A 21,144-nucleotide genomic window follows, 5' to 3' on the forward strand; every position below is an offset into this window, starting at 1 on the left:
CTCTCATAATTGCCTCAAAAAAGCGCCACTTCTTTGTGAATCGAACGCATAGAAAATTTTTCAGGCGGAGATTTCCCAGTGGCCTCATTCAGTGACCCGTTATTTTCGAACCAGTGGCACTTTGGCCGTATCAATGTAGGACTTGTTTGGGACGACTACAGTGGCAACGGCGTCACGGTTGGTGTTTTCGATGACGGTATTGACTACAATCATGTCGATCTGGACGGAAATTTCGACAGCGGCCTGAACCTTGTGACTGGCGGGATTAACTGGGACGCGTTTCCGAATGTGGGCGTAAACGCCCATGGCACGGCGATTGCAGGTATCATCGCTGCCGAAGCAGGGAACAACCGAGGCGGTGTCGGCATCGCCTATGAGGCCACACTCGGTGCTGTGGACGTTTTCGACGATGTCTACCTAGACGGTCTCGATGAAATCACGGCAATGGAGCATATGCGCACATTCGACATCACGTCGAATAGCTGGGGTTATGAACCGCTGTTTGCCAGTTTCCAAAATTCACGCGGCGGATACGGAAGCCTGAGCGATCTTGCGGACGCCTATCAAGGTAATGCCGAGCAGGGACGGGACGGGTTTGGCACGATCATCGTTCAAGCGGCGGGCAATGATGCGCTGAACGTGCAAGGCACCGGCGAGCATACCAATCGTTGGGCGATCACCGTGGGCGCCACCGGAAGAACCGACAATGTAACCGACTATTCCAACTTCGGGACAGGCCTGTTGATCAGCGCCCCGGCTGCGTCAGTGACCACCGATATTTCTGGTGTAGATGGTTACAGCTACAACGACTACACGAACTCGTTCGGAGGCACATCTGCGGCCACGCCGGTGGTTTCTGGTGTTGTCGCACTGATGTTAGAGGCCAATGGTGACCTTGGATGGCGCGACGTTCAAACAGTGCTGGCAATGTCGGCGGCCCAGACCGGCTCGACTTTTGGCAATGCCCATACGGGTTACGAGCAAGGCGACTGGTTTGCCAATGACGCGACCAACTGGAACGGCGGCGGCGCATCGTTCAACCTAAGCTACGGTTTTGGCCTGATTGATGCTTTGGCCGCAGTCCGCATGGCGGAAGCATGGTCCTACATGACGCAAGAGGCGGCAGTTTCGGGCAATGAGTCTTCGGTGACGGTCTCAAGCTCGCCTTTTGACACAATACCCGCGATTGGCAGTGTCACATCCACGCTCACGGTCGACCAAGATATCCAGATCGAGTACGTGAACGTCACGCTGGACATAACGCACAGCTATGCCAGCAATCTGTCTGCTTATTTGGTTTCGCCGTCGGGTCAAGAATACATGCTATTTGAGGGTGTCGGAAGCAGCTACCTAATGGATTACGGCTGGAATTGGACCTTTGGCATCTCGGCTTTGCAGGGCGAAAGCTCTGCCGGCGACTGGTCCGTGCGCATCGACGACAACGTAAGCGGCAACGGAGGTCGTCTGGACAGCGTTTCCTTGGAGTTTTACGGATCAAACGCCAGCGCGGATGATATCCAGCATTTTACCAACGATTTCATGGAGCTCGCCAATGCTGACTCCGGCAGGACGACCATTGAAGACACAGATGGTGGCACCGACTGGCTGAACTTTGCGGCGGTTTCGGGAAATGTGATTCTGAACCTCAACACGGGCGTTTCCGTTCAGGGTGTCGAGTGGGCCAGCTTTAGCGCGAACCAGTTCGAAAATGTCACCTCCGGGGACGGAAATGACCGGCTGATTGGGAACGCGCAGGACAACGAGCTTCACGGCAATCGCGGCAACGATGTGCTGACAGGCGGCGGTGGCAACGACACCATCTACGGCGGCAATGGATTTGACCGAATCGATACCGGCAGCGGTGACGACTTTATTTATGGCGGCGCTGATTCAGCCGACTTGCGTGACGAGATTTCGTCCGGCGGCGGCAATGACTATATCGACTCTGGTTATGGCAACGACGAAGTCTATGCCGGTGCCGGCAACGACACAATAATCGGCGGTTTCGGCACCGACAGACTCATTGGGCAAACTGGAGATGACGTGATAACCGGCGGCCCGTTGAGCGATCTAATCTTTGGTGGCGACGGTGCGGACTTCGTGAATGGTGGTTTCGGCCATGACCGAATTAACGGTGGTGCAGGGGGCGACTCTTTCTATCATCTTGGCATCCGCGGCCATGGCTCAGACTGGATTCAAGACTACAATTCCGCTGATGGCGACGTTCTGGTCTTCGCGGATTCTTTTGCGAGCGTCGACGACTTTCAAGTCAACGTTGCCGAAACCGCAAACGCCGGGATTTCGGGGGTCTCGGAGTCTTTTGTGATCTACAAGCCGACCGGTCAGATTATCTGGGCTTTGGTGGATGGTAACGCTCAGGACGAGATCAATCTGCAAATTGGCGGCACCGTTTTTGACATAGCCTGACCTTGTGGCGCGCTGGAATTATCCGGGAGCCGCAGGTCGCCGTCGCGGGGGTTTCTTGCCGAGCAGCATGTTCTCATAATGCTCCACAGCGCGTTCGACGCGTTCGTAGTAAAACAGGCGGCCGTTTTCCAGCACCGCGCCGGAGGTGCAAAGGGCCTTCATCAAATCCATGGAGTGGCTGACGACGATCGCCCCGGCGCTTTCCATTCGCTTTTTGAAGACCGCCTGACTTTTTGCCCTGAATGAGGCATCGCCGACGCTCGTGACTTCGTCGACCAGATATGTGTCGAAAGGGATACCCATCGAGACACCGAACGCCAACCGCGATCTCATGCCGGACGAATATGACCGGAAGGGCAGATGGTAGTGGTGCCCCAGCCCCGCAAACTTGCGCACGAACTCCACCAATCCATCGGAATCGACACCGTATATGCGTGCGACAAAACGGGCATTCTGAGCGCCAGTCAGATCAGGGTGAAAGCTCCCGGCAAAGCCGACAGGATAAGAAACGCGACCATGCCGGATGATCTCCCCATGGTCGGGTTTCACCGTGCCTGCAATCATCCCGAGCAAGGTCGACTTGCCGGCGCCATTTCGGCCAAGCAGTGCGATAGACTCACCAGATGGAAAAATGTGATTGAGGTTATTGGCCACAAAAGTCGTCTTCCGACGCCCATGATAAGCCTTGGTAACGCCGCGCAGTTCAATCATCTGATCTACCCACGGTCCCGGATACTATAATAGGCCAACGAAAGTATGGTCCACAAAAGAAACGCAAAAACGGCGACCATCAGTAGCAGCAGTGAGCGCTCCGGATATAAGGAACGTTCCGCCGCCGACGGTTTGAGATATGCGGCCAGATAGCGACTCTTTCGTTGCGCTTCCGCGATGGAACTGTCGTAGGACGCCAAAGCTGCAAGATAGGTACTCTGGGCGAATTCCAAATCAACATTCAGACGTTCGAATTCACCGATGATTGTAACGTAGTCTTCTCCGCCTTCGACCGTACTGGAGCCAAACTTTAACCGCTCCTCAGTGATGCGGTCCTGGATGACCTTGATGCGGTTCTCGGCCTGCACAATGCGCGGGTCGTTGTCGCGCGTGGTTTCACGTAAGAGGTCAAGTTCGATCAGGGCTGTGGCAAATTGTTGTTGAAGGTTGTTCAGAATGCCCATTTGCCCTTGAAGATCGGCCTGCGGATCCACGATCTGGGTCCGTGCCCGAAACTCAAGGATGGACTGACGTGCAAGCTTCAAGCGGTCCACTGCCAGATCGAGATCTTCCTTGGCGTAGCGCGTGGCGTCCTCGCGGGCGATGGCGTTAAGCTCGTTTATCATCTCGGTGCTGTCGGTTACGATCGCATTCGCGATCTCAAGCGCTTCATTCGGATCGAATGCTTTCACACGCAATTCTATCAAGCCGGACCCGCTATCGTAGTAAATTTTGACCATACGCTCCCAGTATTTGGTCAGATCCTCGATCGTTCCCCCCGGTTTCAGCGAGAAGTAGAAGTCCTCGGAATAGGACCGAGAATATCGATTGCGCAGGTCAAGCTTTTCGTCGAGCGCTTTAACCAGTTGTTGGCTTTGAATAAACTCATAAAGGATGTCTGAATCCGATGAACTCGCCCCGGACAGGTTCGAAATACCACCAAGGATATCAACCGCAGAGCTTACATCTTCGGTCCGAACGGTGAATGCGACCGTCGAGGCATATTGGTCTTTAGCGATGGCATAAAGGTAAACTCCGGTGGTCAGCACAGGTAGTAGGAAGAAAAGTACGAAGCTGACGATGAGCCAAAGATGGCGCGTTTTGGTACGGGCAAGCCCGACCACCGTGTAGGGCAGGTTGCCTGATTGTGCTTGGGACATTTTTTATCGTACTCCATCCGGTGGCTGGCATTCACCGCCAGTCAACGTATAACTGGCTATCATCACGATGCGCAATGACGGCAAGGAGGATTGAATGGCTGGCCAAACGCGTTCGCTCCGCCCGCGCTTCCAGACTGCAAGAGCCACATTTGCGCTCATGCTACGTGAGATGTCCTCGACCTATGGCAGGTCGCCCGGTGGCTATGTTTGGGCCATTCTTGAACCGGTCGCCGCAATTGCTGTGCTGTCGTTTATCTTCTCTTACGCATTGCGGGCGCCGTCGCTGGGCACGAATTTTCCGTTGTTCTATGCAACGGCCTATCTTCCTTTCATGATGTTCAACGATATTGCGACCAAGATGTCCCAATCCATCTTGTTCTCTAGGCAGTTGTTGTCCTATCCGAGTGTGACCATCATAGATGCGATGCTAGCACGGTTCCTCCTAAGTACCTTTACGCATCTCATGGTTTTTTACCTGGTTATTTTTGGCATCCATCAAATATACGATGTTCGATTAATCGTTGATTTTCCCACTGTTATTCTGGCTCTCTTGAGCGCTGCGATCTTCGGACTGGCTGTCGGAACGATAAATTGTTTTTTGTTCACCAGATTCGTAGTTTTGCGCACAGTTTGGTCGATCCTCATGCGCCCGATGTTTATAATTTCCGGCGTTTTCTTTTTGTATGAAGATGTACCGGTCGAGTTACAGACTTATCTTTGGTACAATCCGATCCTGCATTTGACTGGCATGATGCGGGATGGGTTTTATGCTACGTATGATGCGACTTACGTTTCTGTGGTCTACCTATACCTGTTAGCAGGAAGTCTGCTCTCTTTAGGTCTGTTACTATTGCGGCGGTATTACCGTGACCTTCTGGAGAGATAAGTCGCGCGGGTTGAGCCTTGTCACGGCAGGTGCTAACCAACCCCATTCATACTGCCGAGTATAGCCTCCCGATGACCAATACATTCTTTGCCAAACTGGCCAGCTTCCTGACGTTTTTCGTGCCTCGGCCGTTAATGGACTACTATGCGTTCCGCGTATGGCGAAGCGGGCTGTTTGATCGCAACTTCTACCGTGGCGTGAACCGGGGCGTTAATCCGATCTATCGCGCATTTCCGATCCGCCATTACGTCCGTTTTGGCGAAAATATCGGCTGGCAACCCAACCCCGATTTCTCGCCGGAAGCCTATAAGCGCCTGAACCCCGACCTTGCCGACCCAAAGGTTCTGCCCTTGCTTCACTACATTCGGTTCGGCAAGAAAGAAGGGCGTCTGATCAAGGACATCTCATCGGGGCCGCGTGCAGATGACATTTCGATCGCTGACCTTCGCAGTCTTGCAGCTTTGGCACCCAAGGTTCCCAGCCGCTTTGCGGTGCATGCGCATATCTACTACCACGAGCTTTGGGACGACTTTTCGCGCAAACTGGTCGACCTGGATATTCCCTTCGATCTTTTCGTGACGATCACCCGGTTTGGTGAGAAAACCGATGCGTTGCGGGCCGAGATTCTGGAGCAGTTTCCAACCGCCACAGTGGTCTTCATGCCCAACCACGGCCGCGATATTTTCCCTTTTGTGCATCTGGTAAGCTCTGGCCTGTTGTCGCGCTATGAGGCCGTGTGCAAGGTGCACACCAAGAAATCGCCGCACCGCAAGGATGGTGACATTTGGCGTGATGCCTTGATCTCGGGCCTGCTTCGGGGAAAAGACACCTCGGCCTATCTTGACCGTTTCCTGGCGGATCCGATGGCTAGCCTTTGGGTCGCAGACGGCCAGCACTATGACGATCCGGTTTGGTGGGGCAGCAATCTGGCTGTGGCGGACAGTTTGTTGCGACGGGTTGAACTGGTTGCGGATAAGGACCGTTTATCCTTTGCCGCGGGGTCTATGTATTGGCTGAAGCAAGAACTTGTGGCGACGATGCGAGGCTTGTCGTTGACGGCGGCCGATTTTGAGCAGGAATACGGTCAGGTCGACGGCACTGTGGCCCATGCGTTCGAGCGGGCGCTTGGCTACATGGCTGAGGATGGCGGCCACCGCATCGTTCAAACCAGCCAGCTGGAGGAGATGGCGCCTGTCGAGATTGCGCCGAGGCCGGACTATGTATCGGCTTTTTACCTGCCGCAGTTCCACCGTGTGCCGGAAAATGACGAATGGTGGGGGCATGGATACACCGAATGGGTGGCCGTTTCCGCCGCCAAGCCGAACTATGACTTTCACCATCATCCGCAGCTTCCTGGCCGGTTTGGCTTTTATGATCTCCGCCAAACCGAGGTTTTGGGCGAACAGGCCGAGCTGGCTAAGGAAATGGGCATCGACGCGTTCTGTACTTATTTTTACTGGTTTGATGGGAAGCGTATCTTGGAAAGCCCGATCGATCGGCTGCTGAAGTGCCCCGACCTGGATTTCCCATTCTACCTGTGCTGGGCAAACGAAAGCTGGCGGCGCAACTGGGATGGGCTGACTGGCGAAGTTCTCCTTGATCAAGGCTATGCCGACGGGTTCGAAGAGAAACTTGCCAACGACACGGCGGTCTATATGCGAGACCCGCGCTACCAACGCCCTGACGGGACACGCCCCCGATTTGTCATCTATCGGCCAGAGGACATTCCTGACGCCAATGCCAGCATTGCCCGCCTGCGCGACGCGTGGCGCACATGCGGAGTAGGGGAGGTCGAGCTGGGTGCCGTGTTATTCCACGTGGAAGGCGAACATCAATTCGACCCCGATCTGTTGGACTTCTGGGTAGAAATGCCACCCCATAATCTGGTTACGCCCGAGCAATATCTGCTGGGCGGGCCGGCCGATACGGAACTGGACTTGCACCCTGTGGCAGGGTTTAGCGGGCTGATTTATGACTATCGGGGCGTCGTGGCCAACAGCAACAGTCCTGCATACACCGACAAACTACCTCACAACACCATTGCGGGCGTGATGCCGTCTTGGGACAACACGGCGCGCCGTGGTGCGAGCGGTCACATCGCCTGGGGGTCAAATCCGATGACCTTTGACGCGTGGATGGCGCAAACCTGCACGCATCGCCTTTCCAAGTCCTACCGTTCAGAGTTGTTCGTAAACTCGTGGAACGAATGGGCCGAGAAAGCGATGTTGGAACCATCGCGACAATACGGGGACGCCTATTTAAGAGTACTCGCGAAATGGAGTAAAACCTGATGAAATGTGAAGAATTGGACCAAGCTTTCAGCAGGGGATGCATCTGAGGTGTCAAAGATTATCCTTCATATCGGGACGCATAAGACGGCGACCACGACAATTCAGAAAACCTTCGAACATAACCAGAAGATCGCGCATCGTGCGGGGCTGGTTTACCCGGTTTTACCACATCGGCATCACGGCCTGGTCGCAGACTGGATCAGACTGCCGGAGTTTTACCGCTATCCGGCGGGGGCAAAGGCGCATTGGCAAAATATTGCCACGGTGAATGGCAACTCCGACAAAACGGTCCTTATCTCGACCGAGGAGCTTTCACGCGGCTCCGCAAATAACAGAGTAAACTTTGCGGAGTTGCGCGAGTGGATCGCCCCGTTTGACGAGGTGCAGGTCGTTTGTTCCCTGCGCGATCAACTTAGCCTTGTGCAATCAGTCTACTTTGAGGTGTTTCGCAAGACCCCGAGTTTCGATTGGCAAAAATACCTTGCGGCCTGCTTCACGCAACGGCAGGCGACAGGGGTATTTTTGGACTACAATGACCTCTACGACATGTTGCTTGAAACATTTACCGAGGAAGAGATCACTTTCATCCCGTTCCGCCCGAACGGGCAGGGGGTGAACCCGCTCACCAACTTTCTTGATCATATCGGGTTCGGGCATTTGGCGGAACAGATGAAGCAAGAGGACGCGAACCGGTCGCATGAAGCGCTGCAGACATGGTTGGCCGTTTTGGTCAATCGCCCAGACGGTTTCGATCCCCTGCTGGCGGACGCGATGGCGCCGATCTTCGAGGACCGGCGCACCACGATGTATGCGCGCGCCGAGGCCAAGCGAATCCGTGCCGAATTTGCGCCAAGAAACGAGACCTTTTTGAAGCGCTACACCAAGCTGACAGCCGCGGACCTCTCCATGGTCGATTACGAGGAGCGCGACTATCTTTTCCGCAATGATTTGACTCCAAAGCACTGGTTGAAGCTTGCTCAAGTGATGCGCCACTATGGTCAGACCCAATAGATGGGAAATTTCTGGCATCGTGTGAGACGACGTCTTGGTTTGAAACCCAAGAGCAAAGCTCTTGATCTGTACCGGTCTAACAGGCGCCAATTTGATGCGTTCCAGCCGCTTCTCGCCTTTCATGAAAAGCACTTTGCCGAACATCGCGAGGCCGAAGCGGCCTTGTCCCGAAAAGGCGGCGAGGTTTCGATTTATCATTCCGGCAGCAACAGCCCCGCACAGGTGAAAGTGGCGACCTCTGCCAAGTTTTTGGATATGTTCAACTTCCGGGAGAGTTTCGTCGACCCGACGGGCCTCAACGCGCGGCAAAGGCAGCTCTTGCTGGCGGTGCAAAGCCGGATTTCCGCCCGGGGGGAAACCGCGGCGTTGTTCGAGTACAACACGCCGCTACATAACGAGTTTCGGAACAGCGGGCTAAAGGTCACCGCCAGCCATTATGTCGACCGCGAGGACGACCCCCACCGCGAAGATATGCAAAAGTTGAGCTATGCGGACGCTGCCTTCGATTTTGCGATTCATTGCGATGTGCTGGAGCATGTTCCGGACCAAAAAGCCGCGCTGGCCGAATGCTACCGCATCTTGAAACCTGGCGGAAAGTTAGTGTTCACGGCACCTGTCTTTCCAATGGAGCACAGCGTGCTTCGGGCGGAACTGGGCGACGACGGCACCCTTATCCGCCACCATCCGGACGAGATCCATGGGGACAACCTCACCGACGGTGTCCTGACATTCCACAATTTCGGCTGGGACTTGGTCGAAACCCTCCGCATTATCGGCTTCGAGCCTGCCAAATTGGAGGTGTGCGTCAGCGATGATCTGGGGCTCTATTCCACCAACTGCCCGCTATGGACAAGCCTCGATCCCCTCGAGCCCGGTAACATGCTGCCATTGGTGGTTGTTGGTGAAAAGTGTTCTGCGAAACATTAACATGGCTCAGCTTTCTGACGAGCGTTCCGAGCGGGCAAGAAATTTTCTAATGCTTTCTGACAATGGGGTTGTCGCCTCCCAACCCAAGACATTCTTCACTCCGGAGCAATCTAAAACGGAATACAACACATCCGAACTTCGTTGGTCGCAGTACTCTTTCTTAAGATCTTGGAGTTGCGCGTGTTTCGAGTGACTTGTTGCCCAGATTGGTACGTGCATCAAATTCTTTATTTGAAAATATGGAATTTCAAGCCTTCTTCGAATTGGCGGTGCAAAAGTTGATTGACTCTGAGGGCATTGAAGTTGGTGTCGCTGATGTCACGGGAGCTGCTTGGCGAGAAGTTGATTTCCCCGAAGACTACGAAGCCGCCCAAGCTCTTTTCAACTGATACTGGAATAGAGCGTCCATGGAATATGAAGACTTCACGAGAGATTTTGAAAGCCTGGGTGACAATTGTGAGCTTGGGTTTATTCAAAGGTTTGAAAGGAATGAAGAGGGCGGCCTTTTAAGATGGTCGGTTAGCCCTCCCGATGCGCTCATTGCTGGGATCGCAAATGATTTTTCCGATTTGTATCTTTACGATAACTTGACACCACACACGGACGGTATGGTTTTGGACCAAAGGTATGGATTATATTTTCATACCGCCATGCATTCCAAAAACAAAGTATTTGTTCACACAGAATGCGAGCGCAACGAGGTTTATACTAAAGAATAAAAAAAAATTCTTTATTTGATTGAAAAAATGAAAAGCCTTCTTGCTTCGGGCCAGAGAACGTTCGTTTACAAACGGAACGAGCATATCAGCGACGGCCAACTACATGATTTGGGGGCCGTTATCGCCGACAAAGGACCGGGACAACTGTTGTATGTGAGTGATCAGGTTGATGGCGAAGTAGGGGATATTCGTAAGCTAGGTGAAAATATTTTCGTCGGAAAAATTGATAAGTTCGCCTCCTACTCAGAGGCGAACACGCCGTCAAGGGATGGATGGCATTTGGTACTCAAACGCTACTTGGCGTTATAAGTCGGCTAGCATTAGCGATGAAGGACGCGCGCAACCGTTAGGCAACACCCTTTAAGCCTCTTCAAACCCACTAAGCTCCGCATTTATCGGAAAAAACAATGACTCGAGACCCGAGTAGGGGGTGGTTGCTGATTGTGCGAAAAACAGAAGGACGCGCATGTTAGCACTGGACACCTGCCGAACCAGTGGTGATGTGGCAGGTCGGGCGACTATGGACAAAACTGCTTTTCAATAATGCCTTGCAAGACAAGACATACGAGGCTCAATTGTCACGACTGAAATGGCTGCGGCGTTATCATCAAGTGCACAGCAGTTGGCGAGATACAATCGGATCAATTCGGGGGCCAGTTCGGGGGCTCGAATGTGCGCTACGTCTGCGGCACCAACTGTCGAAATGCTGGCGGTCTCATTGTAGGCGAGATTGGTGTTCTCACAAGTGGCTCGGCGGGCGTAGTGACGGGCTGAAACCTCGCGCCGGTCAGGCGAAGTAGATCCAGCGACATAGTTCAGAACTTCGATTGCTTCACGTATGCGGCCACCTTCCTTGTCGTCCCCGTGGGGCGAGTGTGCGCTTTTTAACTCTTGGGGGTGCCTTGACTGTAGAGCCGAAGCGCATCTGCCTCTCGGTTATCAAATTCGCCTCTAAACTGAGTGATTTCAATTTTTAGAAATCGTTTTGAATCAGCGAGAATTGTAGTGTAATCAATGTGTCGAGAAGAAAGATATCTAACGTTTTTTTTGAAGAACTGAGGGTTCTAAGTGGATTAATATTCAGTTAGTGTTCTTTCAAATTTACATAGTTACTTATGACTTTTCAGAAAAATACTTTATAAGACCCCAAATATGGCTAGTAATCTACAGTCTTAATATCAGATTTCCAGCGTTCTATAGATGTTTCGAAAATCAGCGCTATGAAAATCGCATTGTTCGCGATGATCAGCCAGTCAAAAGGCATTCTGAACCGAACGCGAGTGAAAAACACCGCATACGCAAGGCCAGCACCAATCCACAAACATAGCCCAAGTGTCTCAATTGGCCGGAATGGGTGTTTATGCAATAAGGCGACACGGGCGACGAGGGGTAGGATAATGAGGCTATATGCAGCCAGCAGAATGACCTCACGCGTGCTTACATTCACTGTTGAGGCACCGCCTTCAACAGCAGTGTCGGACATGAGCCGATTGCTGAAATCAAACCAATGCAGAAATTTTCCAAAATATAGAGAAACTGTCCGTGCCGGGTTGTTCGCCATCTCACGAAAGGCTGCACGCTTGAAAATCTTGTCGCGTTCGATCTCGGTTTTTCCGGTGATCTCAGTGTAAACATAGTCGGGAAACTTCACATCAAGACTAGTGTTATACCGTGCTTCAGGCGAGTTCCCCGCAAGTAAATTATATCCGCCGCTGGTTGCTGTCAGGATGACGACTCCAAAGGCGTTGTGATTTCGTATGCCCCAACCAGCTACAAGAAGCGCGGCACATGCGAGGAAGGCGATTAAGTGGCGCAATGGTTTGTGAGATTGAAACCAGACCCACAGGACAAATATTGGCACCAGAAGCAAAACAATCGGGATTGTTAAGATCAGAAAGCCAAACGACAGACCAGCCAAGGCGGCGGTTACCTTTGACTGGGTCACTGTAAGGCGATCTAGAAGAAAAGCCGTCAGCACTAACATGAATGCAGCAAGTGTCTGCGGATAAAGTGTGAGAGAAGCATAAAGGATGACGGGCCACAGCGGAATCAGGATCACGGCCATTAAACCTGCAAGAGGGCCAGCATTGCGGCGAACCATGTGAAATACCAATAGGAGGCTCGCTCCTAGCAGCAGGTTATTAATTAGGCGTAGCTCCATGAGGCCCGCGCCCAATTTCACAAAGGGCGTGATAAACAAGACCAGCCCCGGCGCGTGATAGGCAGTTAATTCGCCGTCTTGGTGGGCGTATATGCCGTTAAGGGCAAGGTTTTCTGCAATGGCCAAGAAGTTCGGTTCATCGAGTGATCTCACTCGATCTCCACTTAGTATGGTTACGCTGGCCAGTGCTAATACTACGAGCGCAATAATCGTGTATGCATAGAACTGTTCGCGACCAGCCATGCCATTTCTTATTGAAGATAGAAAACGCACTGGGCACCTCGCGCGACACTGAAGCTTACAAACGGCAGTCTAGAATACTTACCACAAGACCCGCGAAAACGTGCGCCTTTTTTGAGCGCCAATAGCACGCTTAGCCTTGCTGCGGCACGCCAGTCCTATTGTAATGAGTCACGACATCCCAAACAATTTCCTGCATAAGCTTCGCAGCCTCCGGTCCCGGATCGGGTGCGGGCGTTCCATCAAACTTGACCAGATTATGGGGAAGTCCGACCGGAGACGTCTGATACAATACCGCAAAATGAGTGAGGGCGACTAGATAAGCACCATAAGCGTTGAAGTGAATAGTGTCTGAGAACAGGTCTGTCCGAGATTTGATTGGCCCAACCCCACCGCGCTTTTCAATTTCACGCACGAAGCGTGCCATAACCTGGCCTGCGGGGATCACGTAGATCGGTTGCGGGTTATCATCAAGGTTTAAAGCAGGGCGCAGGATCGCTCCTTCCCAATACATTTCTAGGTCTCGATCGAGGCGCTCCAACCAACCTTCCGGATCATCGAGGTCGTGCCAAGTCTCGTAGAAATAAACCCTGACGTCAGGGTTACTGGCCCGCGCCTTGGTCGCCCAGTTATGCAACATTTTGGCGCTGTCCATGTATTTGATGGAGTCGCGGATTTCGACGGCTTCGGTGAGGATGATGGCATCATATTCACCCGAAGCGATGGCCTCATGTGCGTCGCGAAATTGCGGGTGACCATTTGAATCCTCAAACCCGTTGATAGGCGTGTCCGGATCCCAGTGGGCTTTCAAAAATGTCCCCCAACCAAGTTGGCTGTTGTAGTGATAGCGTCCGTCAGAAAGCTGAACGAGCAGCTCGGGCATATCGTGCGATACAAGACTATGGCCCAAGTGCATCGCAGTCATTGTTTGGGGCGGCTTTGGGGCAGGCGCTTCGTACAGTGCGTCGAAGGCTTCTTGACCCAGTGGTTTGTGGCTGCTGCTGCGCCAGACATAAAGCGCGCTAAGAACTGCAATGGTCACTGCAACTACGACAAGTGCTTTAGTCATCCCCAAATTCCTACTAATCTTTGACTTGTGAACGAGGATAAGCGTCAACTGTAACAACGCAACGCAGAATTGGAAGGCGCTTAGGTTTAAGTGTATTGAATGTGAACTCTAGGTCGCGACTTCTTCTCATCGCCCCGGCGCCGGTCATTCCCACCGAAAACGGGTTTGTCATGGATGGCAAGTTTTTGACCGGAATGGCGTTGCACCAAAAATTTTGGAACGGGGAAGTCGACTGTCTGCTGCGCGAGGGGGCTGAGAACATTCCCTTTGGTGCGCAAGAAATTACAACCGATCCAGGATTTGGGCTTAAAGTCCTGAAACAAGATCAAGCTATTTCAGCAGAGCATCTGGATGGTTACGACGTAGTTCTATGCAGCGTCGATGATGCAGAGAACTTGGACATTCCTAACCTTGAAATCCAGCGGCCTCCCAAGTTTTTCGTCACCATGGAATACACCCTGAAGACCCGATTGCAGGCGGCGTGGCTTGACCCCCAGCACGGGCTGGCAAAGCGCTTATACACTATGTTGTGGTTGGTTAGAAAAGAGGGGCTGCGCAAACGGTTTATTCGCAAGGCTGAAGGGTTTCAGTCGAACGGGTACCCGGCTTATCAAACTTATGCGCACTTGAACCGCGATCCGCTGCTTTACCTAGATAATCGTATGACACCCTCTTTGTTCGCGACAGAGGACGAACTAAAGGCACGCGCGGAACGTCTCAATTCTGGCGAGCCTTTGCGGCTGATCTACTCTGGTCGACTTGAACAGATGAAAGGGGCACATGATCTGTTGCCCATAGCTTCAAAGCTACGTGGGCAGGGAGTGCGTTTCCACCTCGATATTTTTGGGGAGGGGGGGCTCAAACAACAGATTGCCCGAGGTATCACGTCTCAGGGCTTAGAGAACAGCGTGGCACTGCACGCTCCGGTCGATTTCGAGACCGAGTTGGTCCCTCATATTCGCAAAAACAGTGACATCTATCTTTGCTGCCATCGGCAATCAGACCCATCATGTACCTATCTGGAGAACATGGGGTGCGGCGTCGCCGTGGTTGGGTATGGAAACCAGATGTGGGCTGCTTTGAACCAGGCAAGCGGCTCAGGTTGGACAGTTCCGATGGGAGACATCACTGGCATTGTGGACGTGATAGCGGAGATAGATAAAAAGCGAGCAGAGATAGGTCTGAGATGTGACAAAGCGTTGGAATTTGCTAAGTCGCACGACTTCCTGATCGAGTTCGGCAAGCGCATGTCACATGTCGATCCGGACAGATCCTAACAGGTAGTCTTCGACCAACCGCAGCTGCCCAGACATGCTTTGAATTGTCAGGGTGCTGGGCAGATCAGCCGTAAAGTCTATACCTTCAAACTGAATATTGACGTCCTCGAATCCGATCATCTGGCTCGTTACCAGATATTGCGCTTTATATACGGCTTCTTTGGCGCTGAAGATTTTCCTGGCGTTAAGCCCGCGATCATTGGTGGGAAGAGTTTTCAGCCAATGACGCTCCGTTGGGGTGCAGACAATGCGTTCCAAATCGGATGGAAGCGGCACTGCGGGTTCAACATCTAGTCCAATGCTGCGATGGGTAAGGCTAACAGCAGCAATACACAGCGTGTTGCAATGAGCGATAGAACCTACCAGCCCTTGTGGCCAAAGTGGTTCCCGCTGAGTTCCCGTTGATATCGGTGCTGGTGGAAGCCCTAGTTCGGTCATGGCGGCGCGAGCAGCCCGACGGCCAGCTGCGTATTCGCGACGACGTTTTGGCACCGCACTTGCAATGGCTGGATACTCGGCTTCAAGCAGACCCTGCTCTGGATCACGTGGATCAGTGATGCCTATCCCAACCTCGTCACCAAGCATCTCGCGCAGCGTGGATCGTATTTTTTCTGTCACGTCCGGTTTTGTCGCCGCGCGCGCATTTCGCGACGCTTGGCCATCGCTGCATTGCGAGCATTGTCAGGCTCGGGTCGGGCGGGGGTCTCAGAAGCCGCCTCTGGTTGAGGGGGCGCCGCAGCAGGGGCTTTGGGCATTGCTGTAACACCTGCCTTCTTCGCGACGATGGCCGACAAGGCACTTAGAGTCGGCGCGCGGAAAATGTCGGTGATCGAGAGCTTTTGCACATTCAACCGTTGGCGGATCTCGCGATGCACTTGAACAGCCAGAAGGGAATGCCCTCCAAGATCAAAGAAGTTGTCCTTCGGTGCGATGTTGGGAATGTTCAATGTATGCGACCAAATGGCAGCGATTGCTTGGGTGACTTCTTCGTCTGAGCTAATGTTGATCGGAGTGGTAGATGCCTCCTCTGCTTTCGCCGCAGCATTTAGGGTGGAACTGCTTTGGGCTTGCACTTCAGACGGCGCGGGCAAAGCGTTGCGATCTACCTTCTTGTTCGGGGACAGCGGGAAGGCGTTCATCGTCACGAAATGATGTGGCACCATGTAGTCCGGTAGGGTGTCGCGCAGATGGGTGCGCAAGGCATCTTGGTCGACGTCGTCGTTGGACAGCATGTAAGCGACCAACTGGCCTGGGCTGTCTTCCCGTGTCACCACGACTGAATGCTTGATACCTTCGAACTGGTCGATTGCGGTCTCAATCTCACCTAGTTCCACGCGATAGCCACGCAGCTTCACTTGGAAGTCAGCACGGCCCAAGAAATCAAGTGTGCCATCTGGTTGCCAACGCGCGATATCGCCGGTGCGATACATCAAGCCGGCACCAGCCCTGTCGGGATCGGCGTCATTAACGAATGGATCGCGAACGAAGCGTTCGGAGGTCAGGTCAGGGCGCTTGAAATAACCACGGGTGACCCCGGCGCCTGCGATATACAACTCTCCTGGCACGCCTATTGGGCGTGGTTCCATGTTGTCATCCAACACGTAAACTTGGGTATTTGCGATTGGAGTCCCGATAGACACCACGCCTTCGCCGCCAGTAGCGGTCTGGGTCGTGGACCAAATAGTTGTCTCGGTCGGGCCATACATATTTTCCACGTGACCGCCCGTGAGTGTCTTCAACTCCGTGGCCAACGCGCCGGGTAAGGCTTCGCCACCCACCATCATCACATCCAGCTGGGGCAGGGCTTCGCGGGCCTCGTCTGTCATCACCAGCATTTGCGCCATAGAGGGTGTGCATTGCAGATGCGTAACTTTGTGGTGCAGGATTTGGGCTGCGATGGAATAGTCCTGTGCTGTCGTCGCGACGTCTGCATTTGAAAGCTTCACCACCTCAGCCAGAGGTCGCAGCCCTTCAAGGACCTGCTCCACATTGATGCCGTAGTCGATAAGGCAGGCGATTTCGGTTACGCCAATGGCTTTGACCTCCTCGACCCGCTCCATGGCTTCCTCGATGGTGCCGAACAGGCCGCTATCGTTGAAATAGCGCTCAAAAGCAAAATCCAAAATGCCTTCTAGCTCGTCCTCGGTCAGAGACCCAAGATCGAGCTGCATGGGGTTTTCTACACCCTTTGGCTTCTTGAAAGCGGGGAACGCCCATGCGTATTGCTTGATCAATCCCGCAGCCGCGCGAAGATAATCCTTCATTGGTTCGCGTGCGATTTCTCGCGCCTGCTCGCGAGTCTCGGCCAAGAAGGAGTGCAGCATCAAAGTGACTGTGAAATCATCAGGGTTATGACCAGCATCACGTAAAGCTTGATGATAAAGAATGATCTTCTCACCTACTTCATCCACGCTTTGGCCCAAAAGATGCGTCAGCACATTGCAGCCGTGAACGCCCGCTTCTTTCCAAGTCTCGGGATTGCCTGCGGTCGTGACCCAAACATCAAGCTTCTTTGACACCGGCCGGGGCTGCGTAAGGACGTTGTGCATCTCGCCATTCTCACGCGGGAAAGAAATTTCCTCACCGGACCAAAGCTTGCGTAGGTCAGCGATTGCTTCGAACATCGCGGGCTTGTTTTTGGGTGGCGTGTTCTCTGGACGCAACACGAAGTCATCAGGTTGCCAGCCGGATGCAATCGCGAGACCGGCTTTCCCGTTCGTGAGGTTGTCGACCACCGCCCATTCTTCGGCAATGCGGGCGGTGTGATGGAGTGGGGCCACGCAGGAGCCGGCCCGTACGCCAATATTCTGGGTCACGGCCGCGACCGCCGCACCGGTGACGGATGGGTTAGGATAGGGGCCGCCGAAGGCGTGGAAGTGGCGCTCCGGGGTCCAAACAGCACAAAATCCGTTTTGATCCGCGAATTTCGCACCTTCAAGAAGCGTACGGTACTTGTCGCGACCAACGCCGTCGTCGTTACCCCAATAGAATAGGCTGAACTCCATACCTCCAACAGCGCGCCCTGACGGGCTATCTGTCGCCCCGAGAGTTCGATTATCATCCGAACTGATGACAACCTTGAAGCCGCGGCTGAGGGTCCAAAATAGCTCCAGCACCGATATGTCGAACGACAATGACGTCACTGCCATCCAGACGGACCCGTCTTCATGGGCGATGCGCCCATCCATACCTGTAAAGAAATTGGCGACGTTGCGGTGTTCAACCATCACGCCTTTAGGCTTGCCGGTCGATCCGGACGTGTAGATCAAATAGGCTAATCCTTCTCCGATCACGCCACTTTCGGGGTTTTCCGAAGGGGCAGAATCCAGCGATGGGGCGTTATCAACGCACAAAACTCTGGCGGCATGCTTTGGCAATAATTCCGCAAGATTAGTATCTGTGATGATCACATTAGTTCCGCTGTCCTCAATATAATGAGCGGTGCGATCTGTGGGGTAACTTGGGTCCATTGGCAGATAGGCGCCGCCCGCCTTCAAGATGGCCAGCGCGGCAATGACAAGATCAGCGGATCGGGGCAAATGTAGGCCGACAACTACCTCAGGTGCTACTCCCATGTCTGTTAACACTTGGGCCATTTTATTAGCACGGGTGTTAAGCTCACTGTAGGTCAGTGTCTCGCCTTCAAACGATAGAGCTTCAGCGTTGGGCGTTTTGGCGACTTGGGCTTCGAACGCCTGGTGGATGCAAAGGTCCTCTGGGAATTCGGTGGCAGTCGCGTTCCAGTTATAGAGAACTTGCTGGCGCTCTGCTTCGGGCAGTATCGTTGGCGCTTTGCCTGCCGCTATCTGATGGATCATGTGAGAGAGCCGATCACCCATCAAGTCTACCGCCTCTGGGCCGATCTTTCCGATGTCCGCGAATAGAGTGCCATCTGACGTCAATGTCAGCGCAGTTCCTTCCAAATGTGATTGCTTTGACAGACCCAATGCAGGTGTTGCGGGCCTGGCTAGACTGGGGATGCGAGCAATAAGGTCAGAGGCAAATGGCCCCATAGCCTGCGCGGCGGCAAGATCGTCTTCGATGTTGGAAGCTTGGACAGGAACCCAAGGGTTCAGGTATCCGGTATGATCAGCCGTCAATTCTGCGGCGATTGTGATGTCCTCGTTGTCTCCCAATTGCAAAGCGAGGGCAGCCATCGCCGATAGGCTCTGTGTGCGTGTGACCCCTTCGGGTAAGTCAAGCGTACGGGACTTGATTTCACCCTGCGAGGCTGATGCATCAATTAGGGGCAATGTAGCGAGGGTAGCGCCTTCAAGTCGTGCACGCCATTTGGCCTCGGATTTTAATGTTTGCTTCAGCGCTTCCGACTGAGTTTTCGATAAAACAGCATCGGGGGAAGGTAGCATATCGCCCGGCTTTGCGATCTGTGAGGGATCGACCGTTTCGCCGTCACACCTACGAAGCCCGTGAAGGGTTACCGGGGCCGTGCCTGTGGCGACAGTTATACTGTCATCACTGACGTCTAGAACCGTACCAACAGGGCTATCGGATGCAGCTTTTCCGGCTGTTGCTCGGGACACCAGAAAAACTTGGCTGTTCACCTCAATCTTGGGGCAGGTGAGAGGGTTCCAGTAGCCGCCATGATCCAGCGCGCGCACCAATGTCGTGATGCTACGCGCCGAGCGCGAGAAGTCGAGCCGACCCGCAGCAGGTGGGCGGTCGTTCTTGGCAAAATAGCTTCGTTTGGAGAGGTCTTGTTTCGTCAATAGCGGCTGTTCGGTGGCCAATTTATCTATAACGGTCGAGAACCCTTCAATCGCGGCGCCATAGCATTTGGTGTTCAGGGTTAGGGTCGTCTCGTTCGGCGCGATGTCAAAAAATTGCTGAGTTAGCAAATCGCCTTCGTCGACGCCGCTAGCGATCATATGCCAGCTGATTCCATATTCGGTTTCACCATTAATCAACGCCCAAGCCGGAGCGTTTAAACCGGCGTAACGGGGTAGTGGGCCATCGTGGAAGTTTACCGCGCCACGTGCAGGGATCGCGAGCACGTCGTCGGGGATCATGTCGAGATTGGCGATGGAAAGCAGCCAGTCGAAAGACATTCCGTTCATTTCCTCAGCCAGATTGGCGTCCGCAGAAATGGCCTGAATATCCGCGCCCTTTGCCCAAGCCGAGATATCGGTGTTACGCGTGACTACTGCGGGTACTTGGTGCCCCGCCTCAAGCAACATTTCCGCGCACTGAATGGCGAGGGATTCATTGCCGATGATAATCGCGCTGAATTGAGACATGGGATCTACTCTCCGATTTTAGTGTCGAGTTCAGGTGATTGGTTATGGGTCGTGCCCGTAATAGAGCCGATAATGTTGGCAAAATCGTGTTTTGCCATGGAACGCAGGAAGTTTGGGGACACATCACGCGTTTTTCCGGTCAACTTGCAGCGCAGCCAATGCAGACTTCCCGCACTGAGGTGAACCAAAGTGGCGAAGCCAGCATAGGTGAGGCCATAGTTCTTCTGGAAGTAATGAAAACGGGATTCAAACCAGTAATCTGGCACGCGGTCCCACGTCTTCATACCGGTAGACACGGAGCCCAAGTGCATTACCCGGCTTTCATACACATAGTGTATAGAATAATTTGATGTCCGCGCGCGCGCGCACAAATCAGCTTCTTCAAAGTATAGAAAGAATGTCTCATCAAAGAGCCCTATTTCATCAAGCACACTTCGGCGCATCATCATGCTGGCCCCGGCAAGCCAATCTACAGATGCTGTCCCGACGATATCTTCGCGTGGAACCCTGTAAGACTTTAGCAGCTTTGTTATAGGACCGAAGCGGATGGCGCTTTCAAGTTCGCTGAGGATTGAGGGAAACCGGAATGTAGTTGTGTGCCGATCACCGTCTTCACCAAAGATATAGCTACCCACAAAGCCAGTTTTTGGGTGGGTTTGCAAAAAGTTGTAAAGTTCAGTGATCGCTTCGGGTTCGGGAAATGCATCAGAATTTAGAATGTAGATGAAATCAGGTGCTGTGCCATCCGACATTCCCGCACGGATTCCAACATTATTCCCTGCTCCGTATCCGCCATTGTGCCCTGATCTAAGGACGCGGATGCCTTCCCAACGTTCGGCCTCGACATGGTCACGGATATTCTCAAAAGACCCATCCTGACTGTCGTTATCGACTATTGTGATTTCGCCAGGCAGGCCCTGCATGGCGATCCGTGCCGCTTGAACCGAGCGCAGGGTCATATCGGCGGTTTTGTAATTAAGAATGATCGTCAAAACAGTGGGTGCTGGCAT

General features: G+C 53.3%; 16 protein-coding genes. 9 read left to right on the forward strand and 7 right to left on the reverse strand.

What is annotated here, in order from left to right:
• The first annotated feature begins 78 nt into the window (after window positions 1–78).
• The gene (locus BUB72_RS16715; protein ID WP_073146004.1) at window positions 79–2,427 is read left to right on the forward strand and encodes a S8 family serine peptidase; all 2,349 of its coding nucleotides are present in this window, start codon (window positions 79–81) and stop codon (window positions 2,425–2,427) included.
• An 18-nt stretch (window positions 2,428–2,445) separates the two neighbouring features.
• On the opposite strand, the gene BUB72_RS16720 is transcribed toward BUB72_RS16715, so the two are convergent.
• Together BUB72_RS16720 and BUB72_RS16725 are read right to left on the reverse strand one after the other, a co-directional pair.
• Window positions 2,446–3,138 carry an ABC transporter ATP-binding protein gene (locus BUB72_RS16720; RefSeq protein WP_073146005.1) on the reverse strand — a complete coding sequence of 231 codons (693 nt, stop codon included), beginning with the start codon at window positions 3,136–3,138 and terminating at the stop codon, window positions 2,446–2,448.
• A gap of 5 nt (window positions 3,139–3,143) precedes the next feature.
• A complete protein-coding gene (locus BUB72_RS16725; RefSeq protein ID WP_073146006.1) occupies window positions 3,144–4,298 on the reverse strand; it encodes a KpsE/RkpR family capsule polysaccharide export protein in 1,155 nt (384 codons plus the stop codon).
• A gap of 94 nt (window positions 4,299–4,392) precedes the next feature.
• Between BUB72_RS16725 and BUB72_RS16730 the strand changes: the two genes are divergently transcribed.
• From BUB72_RS16730 to BUB72_RS16755, 7 genes are all read left to right on the forward strand, one after another.
• Complete coding sequence (locus tag BUB72_RS16730) at window positions 4,393–5,184, forward strand: ABC transporter permease (protein WP_073146007.1); 792 nt, start codon at window positions 4,393–4,395, stop codon at window positions 5,182–5,184.
• A 71-nt stretch (window positions 5,185–5,255) separates the two neighbouring features.
• On the forward strand, window positions 5,256–7,475 hold the full coding sequence (locus tag BUB72_RS16735) for a glycoside hydrolase family 99-like domain-containing protein (RefSeq protein WP_245814908.1): 2,220 nt from the start codon (window positions 5,256–5,258) through the stop codon (window positions 7,473–7,475).
• Between the two features lie 48 nt (window positions 7,476–7,523).
• Window positions 7,524–8,486: a hypothetical protein gene (locus BUB72_RS16740; protein ID WP_139250712.1), complete on the forward strand. Its 963-nt coding sequence runs from the start codon at window positions 7,524–7,526 to the stop codon at window positions 8,484–8,486.
• 39 nt (window positions 8,487–8,525) lie between these two features.
• Entirely contained in the window at window positions 8,526–9,413 is an 888-nt protein-coding gene (locus BUB72_RS16745; RefSeq protein WP_217653869.1) for a class I SAM-dependent methyltransferase, read from the forward strand.
• A 206-nt stretch (window positions 9,414–9,619) separates the two neighbouring features.
• Window positions 9,620–9,802, forward strand: coding sequence for a glycosyltransferase family protein (locus tag BUB72_RS18675; protein ID WP_217653870.1), 183 nt, complete (start codon window positions 9,620–9,622; stop codon window positions 9,800–9,802).
• 18 nt (window positions 9,803–9,820) lie between these two features.
• On the forward strand, window positions 9,821–10,132 hold the full coding sequence (locus BUB72_RS16750; protein ID WP_073146010.1) for a hypothetical protein: 312 nt from the start codon (window positions 9,821–9,823) through the stop codon (window positions 10,130–10,132).
• A gap of 27 nt (window positions 10,133–10,159) precedes the next feature.
• Complete coding sequence (locus BUB72_RS16755) at window positions 10,160–10,441, forward strand: hypothetical protein (RefSeq protein ID WP_073146011.1); 282 nt, start codon at window positions 10,160–10,162, stop codon at window positions 10,439–10,441.
• Between the two features lie 847 nt (window positions 10,442–11,288).
• Here the strand turns inward: BUB72_RS16755 and BUB72_RS16760 are convergent.
• Together BUB72_RS16760 and BUB72_RS16765 are read right to left on the reverse strand one after the other, a co-directional pair.
• The gene (locus tag BUB72_RS16760; protein ID WP_073146012.1) at window positions 11,289–12,536 is read right to left on the reverse strand and encodes an ArnT family glycosyltransferase; all 1,248 of its coding nucleotides are present in this window, start codon (window positions 12,534–12,536) and stop codon (window positions 11,289–11,291) included.
• Window positions 12,537–12,666: 130 nt separating this feature from the next.
• Window positions 12,667–13,602: a hypothetical protein gene (locus tag BUB72_RS16765; protein ID WP_073146013.1), complete on the reverse strand. Its 936-nt coding sequence runs from the start codon at window positions 13,600–13,602 to the stop codon at window positions 12,667–12,669.
• Between the two features lie 170 nt (window positions 13,603–13,772).
• On the opposite strand from BUB72_RS16765, the gene BUB72_RS16770 reads away from it, so the two are divergent.
• Window positions 13,773–14,879 (forward strand): glycosyltransferase, encoded by a 1,107-nt coding sequence (locus BUB72_RS16770; RefSeq protein ID WP_139250714.1) that lies wholly within the window; start codon window positions 13,773–13,775, stop codon window positions 14,877–14,879.
• Here BUB72_RS16770 and BUB72_RS16775 read toward each other — a convergent pair.
• From BUB72_RS16775 to BUB72_RS16785, 3 genes are read right to left on the reverse strand one after another with little or no spacing between them, the layout of a single operon-like run.
• Window positions 14,853–15,497 (reverse strand): 4'-phosphopantetheinyl transferase family protein, encoded by a 645-nt coding sequence (locus BUB72_RS16775; protein WP_083588717.1) that lies wholly within the window; start codon window positions 15,495–15,497, stop codon window positions 14,853–14,855. The genes BUB72_RS16770 and BUB72_RS16775 overlap by 27 nt on opposite strands.
• Window positions 15,494–20,134 carry a MupA/Atu3671 family FMN-dependent luciferase-like monooxygenase gene (locus BUB72_RS16780; RefSeq protein ID WP_073146015.1) on the reverse strand — a complete coding sequence of 1,547 codons (4,641 nt, stop codon included), beginning with the start codon at window positions 20,132–20,134 and terminating at the stop codon, window positions 15,494–15,496. Before BUB72_RS16780 ends, BUB72_RS16775 begins: the two co-directional genes overlap by 4 nt.
• Before the next feature lie 5 nt (window positions 20,135–20,139).
• The gene (locus tag BUB72_RS16785; protein WP_073146016.1) at window positions 20,140–21,144 is read right to left on the reverse strand and encodes a glycosyltransferase family 2 protein; all 1,005 of its coding nucleotides are present in this window, start codon (window positions 21,142–21,144) and stop codon (window positions 20,140–20,142) included.

This window comes from Litoreibacter ascidiaceicola, assembly GCF_900129235.1.
Lineage (GTDB): Bacteria > Pseudomonadota > Alphaproteobacteria > Rhodobacterales > Rhodobacteraceae > Litoreibacter > Litoreibacter ascidiaceicola.